At 52.9% G+C, this 15,651-nt stretch carries 5 protein-coding genes; 1 reads left to right on the top strand and 4 read right to left on the bottom strand.

From position 1 onward, the window contains the following. Window positions 1–17: 17 nt before the first annotated feature. The 4 genes from AC1S52_RS10590 to AC1S52_RS10605 all read right to left on the bottom strand — a co-directional run bounded on the left by AC1S52_RS10590 (window position 18) and on the right by AC1S52_RS10605 (window position 13,593). Window positions 18–11,255, bottom strand: a complete 11,238-nt coding sequence (locus AC1S52_RS10590; protein WP_482028966.1) for a LamG-like jellyroll fold domain-containing protein — start codon at window positions 11,253–11,255, stop codon at window positions 18–20. Window positions 11,256–11,368: 113 nt separating this feature from the next. After that, the gene (locus tag AC1S52_RS10595) at window positions 11,369–11,623 is read right to left on the bottom strand and encodes a hypothetical protein (protein WP_482028967.1); all 255 of its coding nucleotides are present in this window, start codon (window positions 11,621–11,623) and stop codon (window positions 11,369–11,371) included. Continuing rightward, the gene (locus AC1S52_RS10600) at window positions 11,610–12,554 is read right to left on the bottom strand and encodes an ABC transporter permease (RefSeq protein WP_482028968.1); all 945 of its coding nucleotides are present in this window, start codon (window positions 12,552–12,554) and stop codon (window positions 11,610–11,612) included. Before AC1S52_RS10600 ends, AC1S52_RS10595 begins: the two co-directional genes overlap by 14 nt. Before the next feature lie 4 nt (window positions 12,555–12,558). Next, complete coding sequence (locus tag AC1S52_RS10605; protein WP_482028969.1) at window positions 12,559–13,593, bottom strand: ABC transporter permease; 1,035 nt, start codon at window positions 13,591–13,593, stop codon at window positions 12,559–12,561. Between the two features lie 111 nt (window positions 13,594–13,704). Between AC1S52_RS10605 and AC1S52_RS10610 the strand changes: the two genes are divergently transcribed. Continuing rightward, window positions 13,705–15,036 (top strand): hemolysin family protein, encoded by a 1,332-nt coding sequence (locus tag AC1S52_RS10610; protein ID WP_482028970.1) that lies wholly within the window; start codon window positions 13,705–13,707, stop codon window positions 15,034–15,036. Window positions 15,037–15,651 lie beyond the last annotated feature (615 nt).

Here is a 15,651-nt window from a genome sequence, read left to right on the forward strand (position 1 = left end):
GCCTTCCTATGAGGTTGCTATCTGGCATCTGATCCGGCAAGAAAGTTCTGGTTGACTTCATCGGGGGTCAGAGCCGTGTTGTAGATGGCGACAAGATGAACTTCACCCATCCAGGCTCGCGGATGACCTCCAGCTTCGTTGGCAATCACAAGTGGATAATTGTCATTCCAACTGGAGAAATTACCAGAGACATTTCTCTTTTGCCCAGCCTCAACGCCATCTTGATAAAATTGGGCGATTTGGGTGGCAGCACTCCAGGTATAAACAAGGTGAGATACCGTATCCGTCCTCACAATAGCTGTCGAGTTAAGTTCATTGTTGACTCCATTTCGTGCTTCATTATTATTAGCACTGGTGCGAAGACGAACGGTATAGGTGCCATCTTGTTGTCCTAAGGTAAAGTTGCAGTTTGCATTATCACCTGAGAGGGTCAGAATGCGTGCCGGGTATGCTTCTAATACTCCTGGTTCAATTCTTGCGCTGATGTTTTTTGGTTTAAGCCAAACTTCGATCGTGATGGCATGGGTGTTCGCAGGTTTCGCTTTGGCTTGTTGGATAAGCTTAGTCGCTGCTCCAGTCGAAGTAATCACTGCTGGACTGTTAGCAGTCAAAATTCCACCTGCTAACGTTGCACCACCGCTAACCGTGAGATCCAGGCGAGGTGCAATCCCGGATACATCGTTGACGGTGGTGCCGTCGTTTTCCTCAAAGGTATAGAGAAGCACGGGAGGAGGTGCTTTGGCAACCACTTCAACCGTATCGCTGGACGCGACCTCGACAGTCCCATTCTTCGCCCCATCCTTTGCGGTAAGGCGCAAAACATAGGTACCACTCTCCGAGAATTGGGCCTTGGTGTAACTGGCAGTGGCATCGGTAAAGGTAACAGTACCGGGACCACTCTCTTTTTGCCACTGGAGGGTGAGGGCTCCGGGCGTGGTGGGCAATCCGTCATCACTCACGGTGGCATCCAACTCGACCTCGGCAGGAAGTTGGATCGTTTGGTCGGCTCCCGCATTCACTACCGGACGCTGGTTCACGGTAATCTCCACGGTTGCGCTGCTGGTCAGCGAGGGAATCTGGCGATTGGTGGCTGTGAACCGCAGCACATAGATGCCTCCAACAATAAAGGTTGCCGTTGTGGAGCGCTGGGCGGCGTCGGTAAGCACAGCCTGGACTGGGCCGCTGACCTGCTCCCACTTGAAGAGCAGTCCATCCGGTTGGTTGGGGTTTGCTAACCCACTATCCTGCACGATGCCAGTCAAGATTACCTGAGATTGCACGGCTGCACCTGGGGACAACTCCGCCGGAGTGGGCAGGGTCACGATCTGAGGCTCACCAGCTCTGACGCTGGGAGTTTGATGGACATTGATCGTGATCGGCTGTTTCTGAGCCGGTAACTTGCCGTTATTCACCTCCAGTTCAAGGCTATAAACGCCGCGATCGCGGAATGTCGCTGTGGTTTCTAGTTGGTTGGGGGCAGCGATTTGCAGGCTGCTGGGGCCACTGAGCCGCCTCCAGGTGGTAGTCGGAGTCCCTGCATCACCTCGTCCAGTGTTTTGGATTGCCCCTTTGAGTGGAGTGACGACTGAGCTACTGGTCAGGGCAAGGTTAGGGTCTGCCTGGGCTGTGAACGTCGGCGGCTGGTTGACTGTAATCATGACTTCATCACTGGCCATCAACTCACCGTCATCGACGGTCAGGCGCATCACATAGTGTCCATTTTGGGTAAATGTAGCAGCGGTACTTAGGGCATTGGCATTCGTCAGAGTTACACCATTCGGAGTTCCGGGGCCTGCCACCTGGGACCAGATAATGGCAGGAGACTGGGGTTCGCGATCGTGGGTGGCGCGTCCGTTTAACTGGCCCAGAATGGGTAGGCTGTCGGCCCCATTAATCTCCTGATCTGGTCCCGCCGAAATCACGGGAGGAAGGTTGGTGTCTGAGCCAAACTTATAGTTTTGCTGCACATCTTCCAGGCTCAAGGCGCGGCTGTAGATAGCAACCAGATGCAGGCTACCCGTCCAGGCGCGATCGCGCCTGGGAGTTGTCCCCAACTCATTGCCGAGAGCCAGCTTGAAGCCCTCATCCCAGATGGAAAGGGCACCGCTGACCTCCCGGCTACTCACTTCCTGCCCGTTCAGGTACAGGCGAACCAGACCCGATGTCGTCCGGGTGCAAACCAGATGGGTCAACTCTGTGGTGCTGACGCTGCCAGCGGTCAGCGCCTTGCGACTGGCGTTGGGGTCGGTGGTAGTGGTGCGGATGGCAACATAGTAGTGGTTGCCGCTTTGCCCCAGGGTAAAGTTGCGCTTACCGGGTCCATCGGACAGGGTCACAATGCGCGCCAGCCCCTCGTGGTTGGGGGTAGATGGTTTCAGCCATGCTTCGATCGTCAGTTCGTTGCTGGCTTTTATTGCCTGGGTCAGCCTGGCAACAGAACTCGTAGTCGATAGAAGGCATGGAGTCTGGATGGTGAGTATACCGCCACTGCGGGTAAGGGCAGATGGATCGCTAATCGCCAGATTCAAGGGAGCTTCTGCACCGGAGACATCGGGCACGCTGGTTCCGGTGGTGGTGTCGAAGGTATAGAGTGCCTCTAGCTGGTCGGTGGTGCGGGCCGCAACCGAAACCATCACCTCATCATCGGCGGTAAAGGTGCCGTTATCCGCCGTCAGCTTGAGCAGGTAGTTACCGCTTTTATCAAAGGTAGCGGTTGTTTCCAGGGACTTGTCATTTGAGAACGTCACTGTGCCCAGTCTGCTCTGCTTAGTCCATTTCACGGTGACAACGCCCCGCTCAGGGTCGCCCAATCCACTGTCAATCACCCTTCCAGCCAATTGAGTTTCCAGCGTCGGTGAGGTCTGTCCCGCGTCGAGCCGGGGTCTAACCTGGAGATCGGTTCCGGCAGAAATGACTGGACGCTGATTCACCACAATGGTGACATCATCGCTGGCGGACAGATCGCCATCACTGACTGTCAGTCGCAGCCCGTATTTACCCCGTTGGGTAAAGGTGGCGGTGGTCGTCAGGCTATAGGGATTGGTAAATTCAACGCTGCCCTCGCCGGAGACTTTTTCCCAGGTGACAAAGAGGGCTTCGGATTTTTGGATGCGATCGTCGATCGCGGTTCCATCCAGCGTGACGGTCACATTGGCTCCATCGAGTCCAATGGTTTGATCAACGCCTGCATTGACGATCGGTGGCTGGTTCAGGGTTCGCGGAGCATCGATCGTTTCCCCATCCTGTCCTGCCAGATCCTGAGTATCCACGATGCCATAGTACAGGCTCATGTAGCGGATGATCTCCTGGGTGTGGGGTTGAAGCTCTGGCAGATAGAGTTTAATCGCCTCACGGATGGCTTTCGTAAACTCTGGATAGCTGGTCAGGCTGGTGCTAACAAAGGGTTCCAGTTGCCGGATCAGCTCGTAGTTGCTGTCAATGTCCAGGGTTTGCAGCGCCTTCTCCAGGGAGGAGGGGGCGGGATTGCTCAAAGGCGGCAGAACGCGGCTGACATAGGTGACCCGATGCATAATGCGCCAGCAGTTGTTTTTAGCCTCCTTTGCTTCTCTGAGCGCAACCGCACTGGGGTGGTCACTCTGCTCCAGCCAGATGGGGTCTACCACCCGGTTAAAGAACAGATCGAAGTGATCGGCTTTGGGTTCCAGGTAGAAGGACATGAAGCGGTAGGCATCGACCCGCCCCGGCATGGGCTGGGGTTTCCAGTGACGCATTCCGGTCGGGTCATTGGGGTCAGGAGACCCACTCTTGTCCATCACCATTTCACCCTTTTCGTTCCGCAGGTAGACATCGCTTTCGACTTTGTCCAGACTGACATTCAGCCCAAAGGTGGTCTGCGATTCCTTATTTTTTGTCACCGTCAGGTTCAGGTGCCCGCCCAGCATTGCATCTAGCTCAAGTTTGAGTCCCGCTCTAAAGAAAGCCAAGGTCAGATCTGTATAGAGACCTGCCATTCCCTTAAAGGCATAGGAACCTCCTGATTGCTCCTGGTACATATCCATTGATTCTTGAGTTTCTGCAAACAAGCCTCCTCCAGCGGTCCAGACATAGCTGTTGACCAAGTTGCGTTTTTGCTGGTGGGGGAGCTTGTTCAGCAACTCTCCACTGGCTAGATCCTCATCCCCTCCGTAGACTCCAGCAATGCGGCGACCTCTCTCGCTGGACTGGTATTGCTGGTAGTAAGTCTGTAGCTCGACTTCCTGCCGATTGATCTGGTCTTTTAACGAATAAGCTTCGATCGGCTTGAAGTAGCTGCTATCTGGGCTATAGGTAAAGGCGTTGGGATAGTCCGGATCAACATCTAAAACGCCGATTTTGCCGTCCAGGGTGCCCTGCTTGACATAGCGGGGGTTGAGCGGGAAGGTGATGATATTGCGATCGGGCGGAATATCGGGGTTCGGGCGCATCTGGAAGGACACCAGTGCCTGATTGTGTTTCAACCGCAGGGCAAAGATATCCGCCGTTTCAGACTTGACCAGCGCCATCCCCGTGTTGTCGGGCACAAACCGTCTTCCTATATTGGGATAGGCAACGGCATCGGCATTTTCTACATATCCACGAAACTCCATTTTGGTGGACTGAGTGGTAGTGCGCCCCACGCCTGTACTGGCTTCATTGAGCCAGCCCCAGGAGCTTTCTAAATTAACATGGGCACCGATAATATTTTCCACATCCACGGTTTCAGCAATTAACCCGAAGCCTACATTGGCTTTTGCACCAAGAACACCACCCAACTTCATTTCAAACGAAAAGTCAGTTCCCTCTTCTTTCGATGCGGAATAGGTGTAGGTGGTGCTTTCAGCCTGGGCTAATTCTACGGAACTAGCTCCGGTGTAGTCAGCGAATTCTCCCACTACATAGCCTGTAGCCGTCAAGTTTTCACTGGGAACTGGAGGCGCACCTTCGATGTAGCCGATCAACTGGGGTGCGGTTTGCATCTGCCCGATCCACTCCGTTACCAGGTCACCCACCTTAAAGCTGGTGAGCAATTGCCACTGTCCATCTTTGATGAAGCTGTAGCAGCGCTTATACACGCCGATCAGGTTGCCGTCGATGTCGTATTGCATATCGCCGTATTCCTGGACTCCCGGTTGGCTCTGGATCAAGCTGTGGAAGGCAGTTTTCACCCCAGCCAGGGCGCTACGAACGATGGGTGCGTCGTCACTGAGGGGAGCCGTGGAGAGAATGTAGGTTGCCCCGGTGATGGTCAGGTTGTTACCTTTCGGAGAGCGATCATAAAGGGTGGTCAGGGCATTGCGTGTCTGGTCAGAATCCAGATCAAAGGTGTAGTAGGCGATCAGATCATCCTGCTCACCCAGCAATCTCCGGAACAGGTTGTCCTGGATTTGTTCCTGGGTGCGGCTGGTTTTCCAGATTCGCACTTCCTCGAGTTCGCCCTGGAAGTATTCTTGAATTCCATTGCTGCGTCGGCAGGCAGCCAGGGTAAACTGCGGTTCGCTGGATTTCAGAGGGGCAGCACTGACGGTATCCGTTGTGATCAGAGCGCCATTGTAGTAGAGCACGAGTTTGGAACCCAGTGGATTGGGGTCTTTGACCCATTGAACAGCCCCCTTGATCGTGGCATGGTTGCGGCTCTTGGAATCAAAGGCGGTGTTGCCGTCATTTTCCTCGAACTGCCACCAGGACACCAATCCCTTTTCGTTGCCTTTGATTTCCTGGGCGATATTCCCCTGTTCGTGGGCGGTGTTCCAGATCCGGACTTCGCTGATAGTGCCCCGGAATGCCACGGTTGAGTTGAAGCCTCGACCTATTTCCAGGGGCTGGTTGCTGCTGCCCACGTCGATCGGCTGACGGACATCGTCACTTGTGCTCTGGGTACTTTCGTATTTAGACGATCCCGATGCAACCCCGTTGATATAGAAAGTAATGGTATCCCAGGCTGTGACCTTGGCTCCAATCACATCGCCATTGGAATTTTTCTTGGGATCTGGAGGAGACTGTTCCCGCTTCCGAGTGACGGCAATTTTACAGAACTGAGTGCCGATAGTACCGCTGGAATAATAGGTTTTGGTCTCATGTTTGATGGTTTCAAAGGACAACCCAATGCGTCCATCTGACCCAATAAACAGTGCATAGGGCACATCCTGCTCCGTGGTGCCATCATCAAAACGTCCACGGCTGAGAATGCCATTGCCACTAGCAAGATCGGCAACTTTCAGGAAGACTTCGATCGTCAAATCGCGGCTGATATCCAGGGTGGAGTCATTGCCACAATCGAGATAACCGCCCTTGCCATCAAATTCCAGACCATAGGACTGGCGGAACGTCGCTGCCAGATGGCTCCAGGTATTGGTGGGAAAGGTCTGGCGGCTCCGGACAAACTGGTCATTGACACCGGCAAACCAGTAGAAACCTCCAATTTGAGGATTGCCATATAGCGTTCCCGGTTTATTGCTTGAAGAGTAATCCTTCACGGTCGTTCCGGTGACTTCATCAAAATACCAGTAGCCAATTAAGTTCTCTTCGCTACCTGTTAACCGACTGCGCATGCTGCTCTGAATTTCATCTAACGTGCGAACCCGATTCCAAATCCGCACTTCATCGATTTGACCTTCGAAATAGGGATTTTTGAAATCTGGATTTTGGGCATCATCGGTGGAAAAGCCGATTCGAATGGTGTCGTCTAGTTTGAAGTCAGAAGTTCCTATTACGCCACTGGCGACTTCTTTGCCATCCACATAGAGCTTCTGCCCCGTCCATCCGTCGATTGTCCCAAAAACATGGGCGACATGGTGCCATTCACCGTTGGCAAGATTGAGATTGGTACTGGAAATGATTTCAGATTCCGTACCCCTCGGTGGAGGGTTAAGTTTGCTCAAAATCCGCGCTTTAATGTTGCCGCCACTCAGGTAAATCTGGCGATCGAACACTATTAGCCACGTTACCCCCCCTTCAACTGCAAACAGTCCACAGTTGGGTGAACTGGTTTTGAACCACAGTTCGTGGGTAACGTTGGTTTCCGGTTCATTCAGCGGTACGCGCATATATTGATCCTGCCCATTTAGCTTCAGGGCCGGACTCAACACCTTTAGACCCAAACTGTAGTTGGAGCGATCGGTACCACACTGAATGATGCGGACGGTGTTAGGCTGAGCACGTGGATTCAGGGGATTGCTGGGGTTAACCCAGGCTTCCATCGTCACATCCCTGAGAGCCTCAAATTGTTTGAGAGTAGCGGTACTGGCGATAACGGCAACGTCATCAACGCCATCAAAGGTGAGGGTGCTACCCGGTGCAGCGGCAGTCCATTTGCAGGAGAGGGTCGAGCCGCTGGTGACCTGTTGCCCGATCTGGAGTTTGCTGGTGGCATTGAGTGTCCCCTGCACCGCTGCCCGGACTAACAGGGAACCGTTATACAGGTCGTTGGGAATTTTGGTGGTCTGGGCATTGGCGGTGTAGTCGTACTCCACAAAGAACAGGGGCAGGTTGTCTTTCAGGGTTGGAATTTCATCGCTGGCGATCGCACACTCTTTAGCATGGGCAGCAATCGCCTGCTGCACGATGACTTTGGTTTTGCCGACAAAGAGGGTATCTCCTGCTGCCAGCGATCGCCCAATGCCAGCCGGGATGGTCAGGCGTTTCACCTGTCCTAACTCGGTGACAATGGAACCAGAACCGACATATTCCCGCTCACCCGCCAGTCCATTCAGCACCCGGGCAAACTTTTCTGGGCTACGGGGCATCTGGTTCCAGGTTTCTTCGATGCCCGCTCCGGTGATAGTCACGGTGCAGGTATCAGCCGTGGCGGAACTGGTGATGGCAATCTCCAGCTTGTCCAGTTCCAGCTCGGTCGATCGGGCAGAACAGATGATGCGCTCATCACCGTTTTGATCGACCAGGGGATATTGGGCACGTTCGGTCAGGGTTTTGTAATAGGCGACAAAGAACTGGTCATCGGTGCCCCGGAAATAAAGCGCCAGATTGCCCGTAGCGCTGTCAAACAGAAGAGGAGTATCCTTTGTCCAGGCAAACCCCAGCAGCCCGCCAGAGATGGTTAGCCCAAAGGGGTCGGTGTGGATCAGGTGCATGGGCACCTCTACCCCACTTTGCAGCACCGAGTCGAGGGCGTTAATGGCAGTTCTAACGCTGTCAAGCTGGGTTTGTTTCTCCCGTTGCTCTCGCTCATAGGTCTGCTTTAAGGTGTCCAGCTTGTCTTTTTCATCTTGGACAGCCTTCTTGGCTTTATCGCGAGTGTCTTTAGCGGTAGAGAGTGCTCTACGATCTGCGCTTGTATAGTCAGGGTTCTCATGAATATAGATAGCCTCTAATGCAGAACTTTCAAGCGGCAGATTCCTACGTACCAATTCAGGGTTTATATTTTCAGGTGGTATAGAAATAACGTTTTCTTTATATGTAAAGGTTGTGACAGTGGCAATACCCCGTAAACCATCCCATGTACGAACTGCGATTTCAACTTGTAATTGTTGAGGAAGTTTCAAAGAAGTGGGATAGCGTAAGCCTTCTCTTTGTAGATTAAGCCATTCGATACGCTGGGATTTAAATGTCGGAAGCTTATCTGTATCGTCCTCATCATTTTCAAGTTGAAATTCAAGCGAAATGTCCTGGAAGTTAGGATATTGGTATAAAAAAATAGCTTTTGCTTTTCCTACCTCCTCTTTCAGTCGTTTGGTCGCTTCATACTTATCTTGAAAGTCTTTTTCGGCTGCTTTGAATTGGGTCAGTTTATCGTTGAGATAGATCAGTTTAGAGTCCGTAAACGTCGGGCTGACGATCGTTGATGGGTTAGCCAGTGCCGTACCGAGCTTTTCGATCGGTGACTCCAGCTCCTTAATCAGCTCGATAAGCTGATTAATCCTCTCATTTAGGGCACGCCTCTGCCCCTGTAATCGGCTTGCCTCGTCCAGCTTTTCGTTAATCGATTGCTTCGTTGCGTTGGGCGCATGAATCACTGGCAACGGCACCACATCGGGAACCTGGGTCAGCTTCCCAGAGGTGGAGACGGCAAAATCCAGCGTGGCAATTTCGTTCTTGTCGCCCCCCGCATTTTTGGTCGCCACCGCCAGCATGACGCGGGCATTGCGCTTGAGGGGCTTTTCTTCCGCCGCATAGCCACTGACCACGTTTTCCTGCTGGTAGTAGAGCAGTGCCGTCAGACCCGACTCAACGGTGCGGGGTTCCAGCACTCCGGTGGCCCCTTCCGAGGTAAATTGAAAACTGCTGCGACTGACTCCCAGACTCTCGCCCACCGGGGCATCGGAGGCAATCCACTGCCAACCGTTCAAATTCAGGGTGATAGGAGTGCCGCCCTCTGGAGTTGCCTTCCATTGCACCGTGCCCTGGAGGGTGCCATTCACCTTGTTATCTGTCTGGTCATAGACCGTGTTGCCTGCGGCTTCGTCAAACCGCCAGTAGCCGACCAACCCGATTTCCTGCCCCACCAGCCGCTGGCTCAGACTCGATTGCAGTTCCGCCTGCGATCGCGCCCGGCTCCAAAAACGAATCTCGTCGATCGTGCCCTTGAAGGAATTCTGAGTCGCTCCTAAAAATTTGACTGGACTATCAGAGCGTGGCTCTAAAAGCTTGATGGCTGGCTTATCTGGGAGTGGCTTGTCTGCGATCGGTGCCCGTTTGGGTTTCCCATCTGGATTGGTCTGAAGCGTACCGCTGATGTAAACTTCCATCTGGTCAATCTTTTCCCGCAGCCTGCCATTCACATAAAAGCGGTAGGCAATGCCATCAAAGCTAACGGCAAGGTGGTTCCAGGCATTGGGCGTTAATAAGCTCTTGGTGGCACACTCATTCCACTGACTGCCGTTACCAAACCCAACCCGAACCCGACTTCCGGACTCAATCCACAGTGAAGGGCAGGTAGAATGGTCAGCACGGCTGGCTGCCAGGCTGCCCACGGATTTGCCGTCGTGACCCGTAATGAATGCCTGGGGAGCAACACCCGATACCTGGGGCGAAATCCAGGCTTCCACAGTAAATTCCTTTCCGAGCTTCAATCTTGTTCCCAGGGCAATATGAGGTTCTGCAACGGTTGAAAACTGTCCTTGTGACAGGAGATTAGATTTCCCTTGCTTATCTAACGCGGTTGCTACCTCGGCGTCCAGTTCCTCCTCGGTTTTGGGGCGCAGAGCCGACTCGGCATAGCCCTCAGTGACGACTCGCGGGATCAACTCTTTGTCGCAGGTTTGGCTGGGGTCTCCCAGGCTGGGTTCAGTGCATTGGCCAGCCTTCTGGGCAAACACCTCTGGATGGTCTACACAGGTATACACCTGGGAACCACGGGTGTTGAACAGCCCATCGGGCGATCGCTCCACATCAAACAGGTCAATGAGTCCGGTCTGGCTGTTGTGGGCAAAAATCTGCCAGCGCTGAATTTCCTGGATCGCGGTGGGCACCAGCAGCACCGTAAAGCGTCCCTGAGTGAGATCACCCACAAACCGGAGTTCCTGGGTTGGCTCCAGAAACGGATTGCCATCCAGATCCTCTGCCCCCAGACTATCTTTGCGGCTCTGGGGACGGGTCTTACTGCGGCTGCGCTGAAACCGCACTTCCCTTTTGGGTTGCAGCGTGGTTCCCGATAGCACAAAGCGATCGACCAGCAGGGTGGAATTAACCAGGGGCGCAATCTTGCTGGCATCAGGAGTCTTGATAAATGTCCCAGCTTTATCGGTAAAGCCCAGTTTAGCCTCGGTGCCATCTTCGCTGGTAATGACATTCCCATCGGGATCGACAAATACCATGGCTTTGCGGGCTTTGGTTTTGTCATTTGCATCGGTGTAGCTGGCTGGAGCGGCGATCGCCTGCCGAAACACGTACACAAACTGCCCATCCGACAACACCTGAAACGGCGCATCCGCAGTCAATCGGGCGGTTGTCGAGAGAAAGGAATCCTTTTCGTCGGGTTTCAGGTTTGTTCCCGGTTTCTCTGGCACCCGGTTTTCGTCTCTGAACACGGGCAATAACGTTTGATCCGCGACTCCGTAGCCCACCTTGGCAATTTCGTTGGGAAAGATCAACGGCTGGGGGCTGGCCTGCCAGGCGTTCACATCGAGGGGGTCTTTGCGGTTCGTTTTATCCGCCGAATCATTTTTGCTGGTGCCGGTAAGATCCAGCACCGTGTAAAAAATCTGCTGTTCGTCATTCATCGCAAAGGCAACGACTGTGCCTTTGTGGCGGACGGTGGTGGTGTAGCGATAGGTTCCGGCGTACTTCTTGGTAAATGCATCCAGGACAGTTGCGTTTGACATGGGGGGACTTCCTAAAGCTTGGTAGATAGATTTTCGGGAATTGATGTAGTCGTCAACCTGGGAAAACTAGGTGAAACCTCAGGCACTTAGAGATTCCATAATCCGGGTTACATTTATTCTTTGGATTTTCGCAAAACCCAAAGAATAAACGTAATTTGGTCATAAACTGTAATACTTCGACGGTAGTGTTCTAGATGGGTGGATAGGATCTCGTAGAAATGTTCCGTCGGGAACGTTTCTACGAACAAAAACAGCAGGTTTGAAACACCACCGGTTGCCTTACCTTTTACGGATTTTTGGAAACCATGAATCCCGCAGCCGAAGTTCAATTGTCTGAATGAAATCTGGCGACGGCTACGGTTCGCCACCCTGGCTTTCCTGATGATAGGGAACACCCAAAGCAGCAGGGGGAGTGGATTTTCCTGCCAGCCCCACCATTGCCAGCAACGCGATCGCGTAGGGCAACATCACCAAAAATTGATAGGGAATATTCAAATTAAACGCCTGGATCCGGAGTTGCAATGCTTCTGAGGCACCAAACAAGAGACATGCCAGCACCGTACTAACGGGATGCCAGCGTCCAAAAATCAGGGCTGCCAGGGCAATAAATCCCTTACCAGCACTGATGTCTTCGGTGAAAAACCTGACATGCACCAGTACCAGGTATGCCCCGCCCAGAGCGGCTAACATCCCGCTGACCACAACACTGATATAACGCACTCGCGCAACCCGGATGCCAGCGGTATCGGCTGCACGGGGATACTCCCCCACGGCTCGTAAAGTCAACCCCAGGCTTGTCTGAAACAGGAGGTAGGTACTCAGCGGCACCAGCAGCAGCAGGAGATAAACCAGCGGGTCTTGATTAAACAAGAGTGGTCCCAAGATGGGGATCTGGCTGAAGCCTGGAATTGCGATCGCCCCCATGCCTGGAAGCTTTTGAGTGGTATCACTGGTAAACACCAGCCGCGCCATAAAAGCAGTCAAGCCCGCTGCCGATAGGTTAATTGCCAACCCCGAAACTAATTGATTGACCCGCAGCGTCACACACAAAAAAGCGTGTAGCAACCCCACCAAGCCCCCAGCCACCAGAGCCGCCAGAATACCCACCCAAACATTTCCACCCGCATAGAAGGTGGCTGCTGCACTGACAAACGCCCCCGTCAACAGCATCCCTTCCAGTCCAATATTCAATACCCCCGATCGCTCAGACCATAACCCGCCCAGCGCCGCAAACGCCAGCGGCATCGAAAGTCTCAAACTCGCTGAAAGGTAGTCAGTGAGGAATGTGGTTGTGTTCATTGTTTCACCTCGTCTCTCCTACCTTTCTTTCCAACACCAGACTGATGGCAATAAACAGTACGGTGAGTCCCTGAATCGCATAAACCACCGTTACAGGAACGCCTGCACTGCGCTGCATAACATTTGCTCCACTGCGGAGGGCACCAAAAAAGAGGGAAATCAAGACAACCCCTGCCAGATTTCCCCGACTCAGGAAAGCGATCGCGATCGCATCAAATCCGTAGCCCGGTGAGAAGTTTTCAAATAGCCGATATTTTAGCCCCATGACTTCTCCAGACCCTGCCAGCCCTGCCAATCCGCCCGCCAGTGCCATCACCAGCAGGATAGTACGCTCGACAGAGATTCCGGCATAGCGGGCAGCAATGGGGTTTTGTCCCACAGTTTCAATCTGGTAGCCGAGCGGCGATCGGGCAAAAACAATCCACAGCACTACGGCTGCAATCAGCCCCAGGACAATCCCAGCGTGAACCTGAGTTTGGGGCAAAAGGATGGGTAATTGGGCAGAGGGCGCAATCAAGGGGCTGAACGGGGTTGGGGCACCTGGCTCCTTCAGGGGATGGCCCACAGCATAGCTGACTAAGTTTTGAGCTATGTAGTTCAGCAGTAAGGTAGTGATGACCTCATTCACCCCCCGATATGCCTTCAGGTATCCGGGAATCATGCCCCATAGGGCACCCAATAGAAAACCGCCCATCAACGCCAGGGGAACGTGAATCAGTGGAGGTAAGCCATAGATATAGAGTCCTATCAGGGCACTACCCAAGCCACCCATGTAAATTTGCCCTTCCCCCCCAATATTGAACTGACCGGCTTTCAGCGCAACCAGTACCCCTAAACTGGTTAGTAGTAACGGTGCCATTTTAGTCAACGTGTTACCAAAGCCGTAGTAATTTGCCAGGGCTTCGCTAAACAAAACGGCGTATGCTTTCATGGGGCTGACTCCGGCTAGCAGAATCAGACCGGCACCCACTAGAAGGGCAGCGGCGATCGCCAGCAATGGCGACAATAGAGGAAGCAATCGGTTCAGTTTTAGGGGCACAGTCTATCGGGTTACTACATCGACTCACAGGAATCCTATCCTGACACTGATGCACTTTCTGCACGTTGAATACCAGAATGAATTGCTGCACCGCTTTGCAAAACTTGCTAAATGAATACCCCGGAACCCTCTAACGCCCTTTTACTGCTGCTGATTAACCTGGTTCTGATTGCGATTAACGCTTTCTTTGCTGCCGCCGAAATTGCTCTGGTTTCTGTCAACGACGTGCGGATGAAAATGCTGGCAGATGAGGGCGATCGCCGTGCCCGCCTGGTACTGAAGACGACCGAAGATAGCACCCGGTTTCTGGCAACGATTCAGCTTGTCATTACCCTGACAGGCTTCCTGAATGGAGCATTTGCGGCTGACAACTTGGCGGATCCCCTATCGGGTCTGCTAGTTCCCATGCTGAGTCCCCAGGTCGCCAGCCAAGTTGCCTTAGTGGGAGTGACCATCATCATTGCCTTGCTCAGTTTGATCCTGGGCGAATTAGTACCTAAACGACTGGCAATCCGTCATGCAGAAGAGTTCGCCCTATTCTGCATCCGTCCACTCCGCTTTTTGGAAAAATTAGTCGAGCCGGTGGTCAGAATGGTCAGTGCTTCCAGCAACTTTATCCTGGTTTTGACGGGTAATCCAATCTATGAAACAGAGGAAGGGATCAGCTCGGAAGAAATCAAGGCAATGGTCGATGCCGGACGGGCAGGCGGTTCCGTTGGTGAACAGGAGCGGCGCATTATCTACGGTGCGGTCGAACTCAGCCACATCACTGCCCGGGCAATTATGGTGCCTCGTGTGCAAATTCAGTACCTTAAAATCGACATCTCCCTGGAAGAGGCTTATCGGGTAGTGGCAAACAATGCCCACACTCGCCTGCCCGTTTGCGATCCCGATTTAGACCATATTGTGGGAATCTTGCACGTTAAGGATTTGATCCGTCCTCTTCCCCAGGCGCTGGAAAAACCCCCTACTGTTTACGAACTGTTGCGTCCAGTCCATTTCATTTCAGAGAACAAGCCTGCGAATGAAATTTTGGCAGAAATGAAAAAGAACCGTCTGCATTTGGTGATTGTGCGGGATGAGTTTGGTGGAACGGCGGGACTGGTGACTCTGGAAGATGTGTTGGAAGAGATTGTGGGTGAGATTCGAGATGAGTACGATGCCGAAGAAGAGTCCGAGTTTCGTCAAACGGGGGAACATGAGGGCATCTTCAAAATCCGTGCCAGCATTGCAACGGTGAATAATGAATTGGATATTGAGCTACCCCGTGAAGAGGCGGCAACCCTGGCAGGGCTGTTCTTAGAAGAATTGCAGCGATCGCCTGAACCGGGCGATGCCCTCCAAATAAATCATATTTTGTTGACTGTGCTTCAAGATGGGCAGCGAGTTCGGGTAGCGTTGGTTCCCAGGTGTGATTTAGATGATTTAGAAGCGGAACGGTAAAGGATTCACACAACACTCATCCACCCATCCACCCGCTATGTGATGTTGAGTTTCCTGTCATCAACCTAACCTACGAGGCGGGCGATCGCACTAACTATTACCCACAGGCACTCCGTACCAAGCATGAAGATTTGCTGAGACGTATCCGATAAAATGCTCTGGCGAGGCTAATATACGACTCAAATGCTGGATAAAAGGCGGTTCAGGCATATTACCCAGCGCCAAAGCTGTCTAATCCCCCGATTTGGGTAAATAGCCTGCACGGGTGCCGAATAATATACCAATTCGGGTGCTTATCCAGCATTTTTGCAGGCTATCTATCTACGGGGAAATCGATAGCTGACCTGGACGTTGGATAAAATCCCTCTGGGGAGTGTTAGCCTGCTTAGAAGGGGGAATGCCGCTCAAATAGTAGTTATGCCGCCTTAGTTACCTGTTGGGCACAGTTGAAAAATTATCTTTCGGGCACCTCGAAAAATCGAAAAATGGGTGTCTCAACTTGAGAATGAGCAGCTAAAATGTCGGCAGTTAGGCTATCCGAGAACAGCAATGGGGCAAACAGGTTTCTGGGATTTAGAGCAACGCCAGCAAGAATTAGCAGCCAAGAGTAGCACC

The sequence above is a fragment of the Kovacikia sp. CALU 1929 genome, from assembly GCF_056784235.1.

Excerpts from the sequence above, each read along its gene's own strand:
- AC1S52_RS10610 (WP_482028970.1), top strand. The coding sequence starts at position 13,705 with ATGAATACCCCGGAACCCTCTAACGCCCTTTTACTGCTGCTGATTAAC.
- AC1S52_RS10600 (WP_482028968.1), bottom strand. The coding sequence starts at position 12,554 with ATGAACACAACCACATTCCTCACTGACTACCTTTCAGCGAGTTTGAGA.
- AC1S52_RS10590 (WP_482028966.1), bottom strand. The coding sequence starts at position 11,255 with ATGTCAAACGCAACTGTCCTGGATGCATTTACCAAGAAGTACGCCGGA.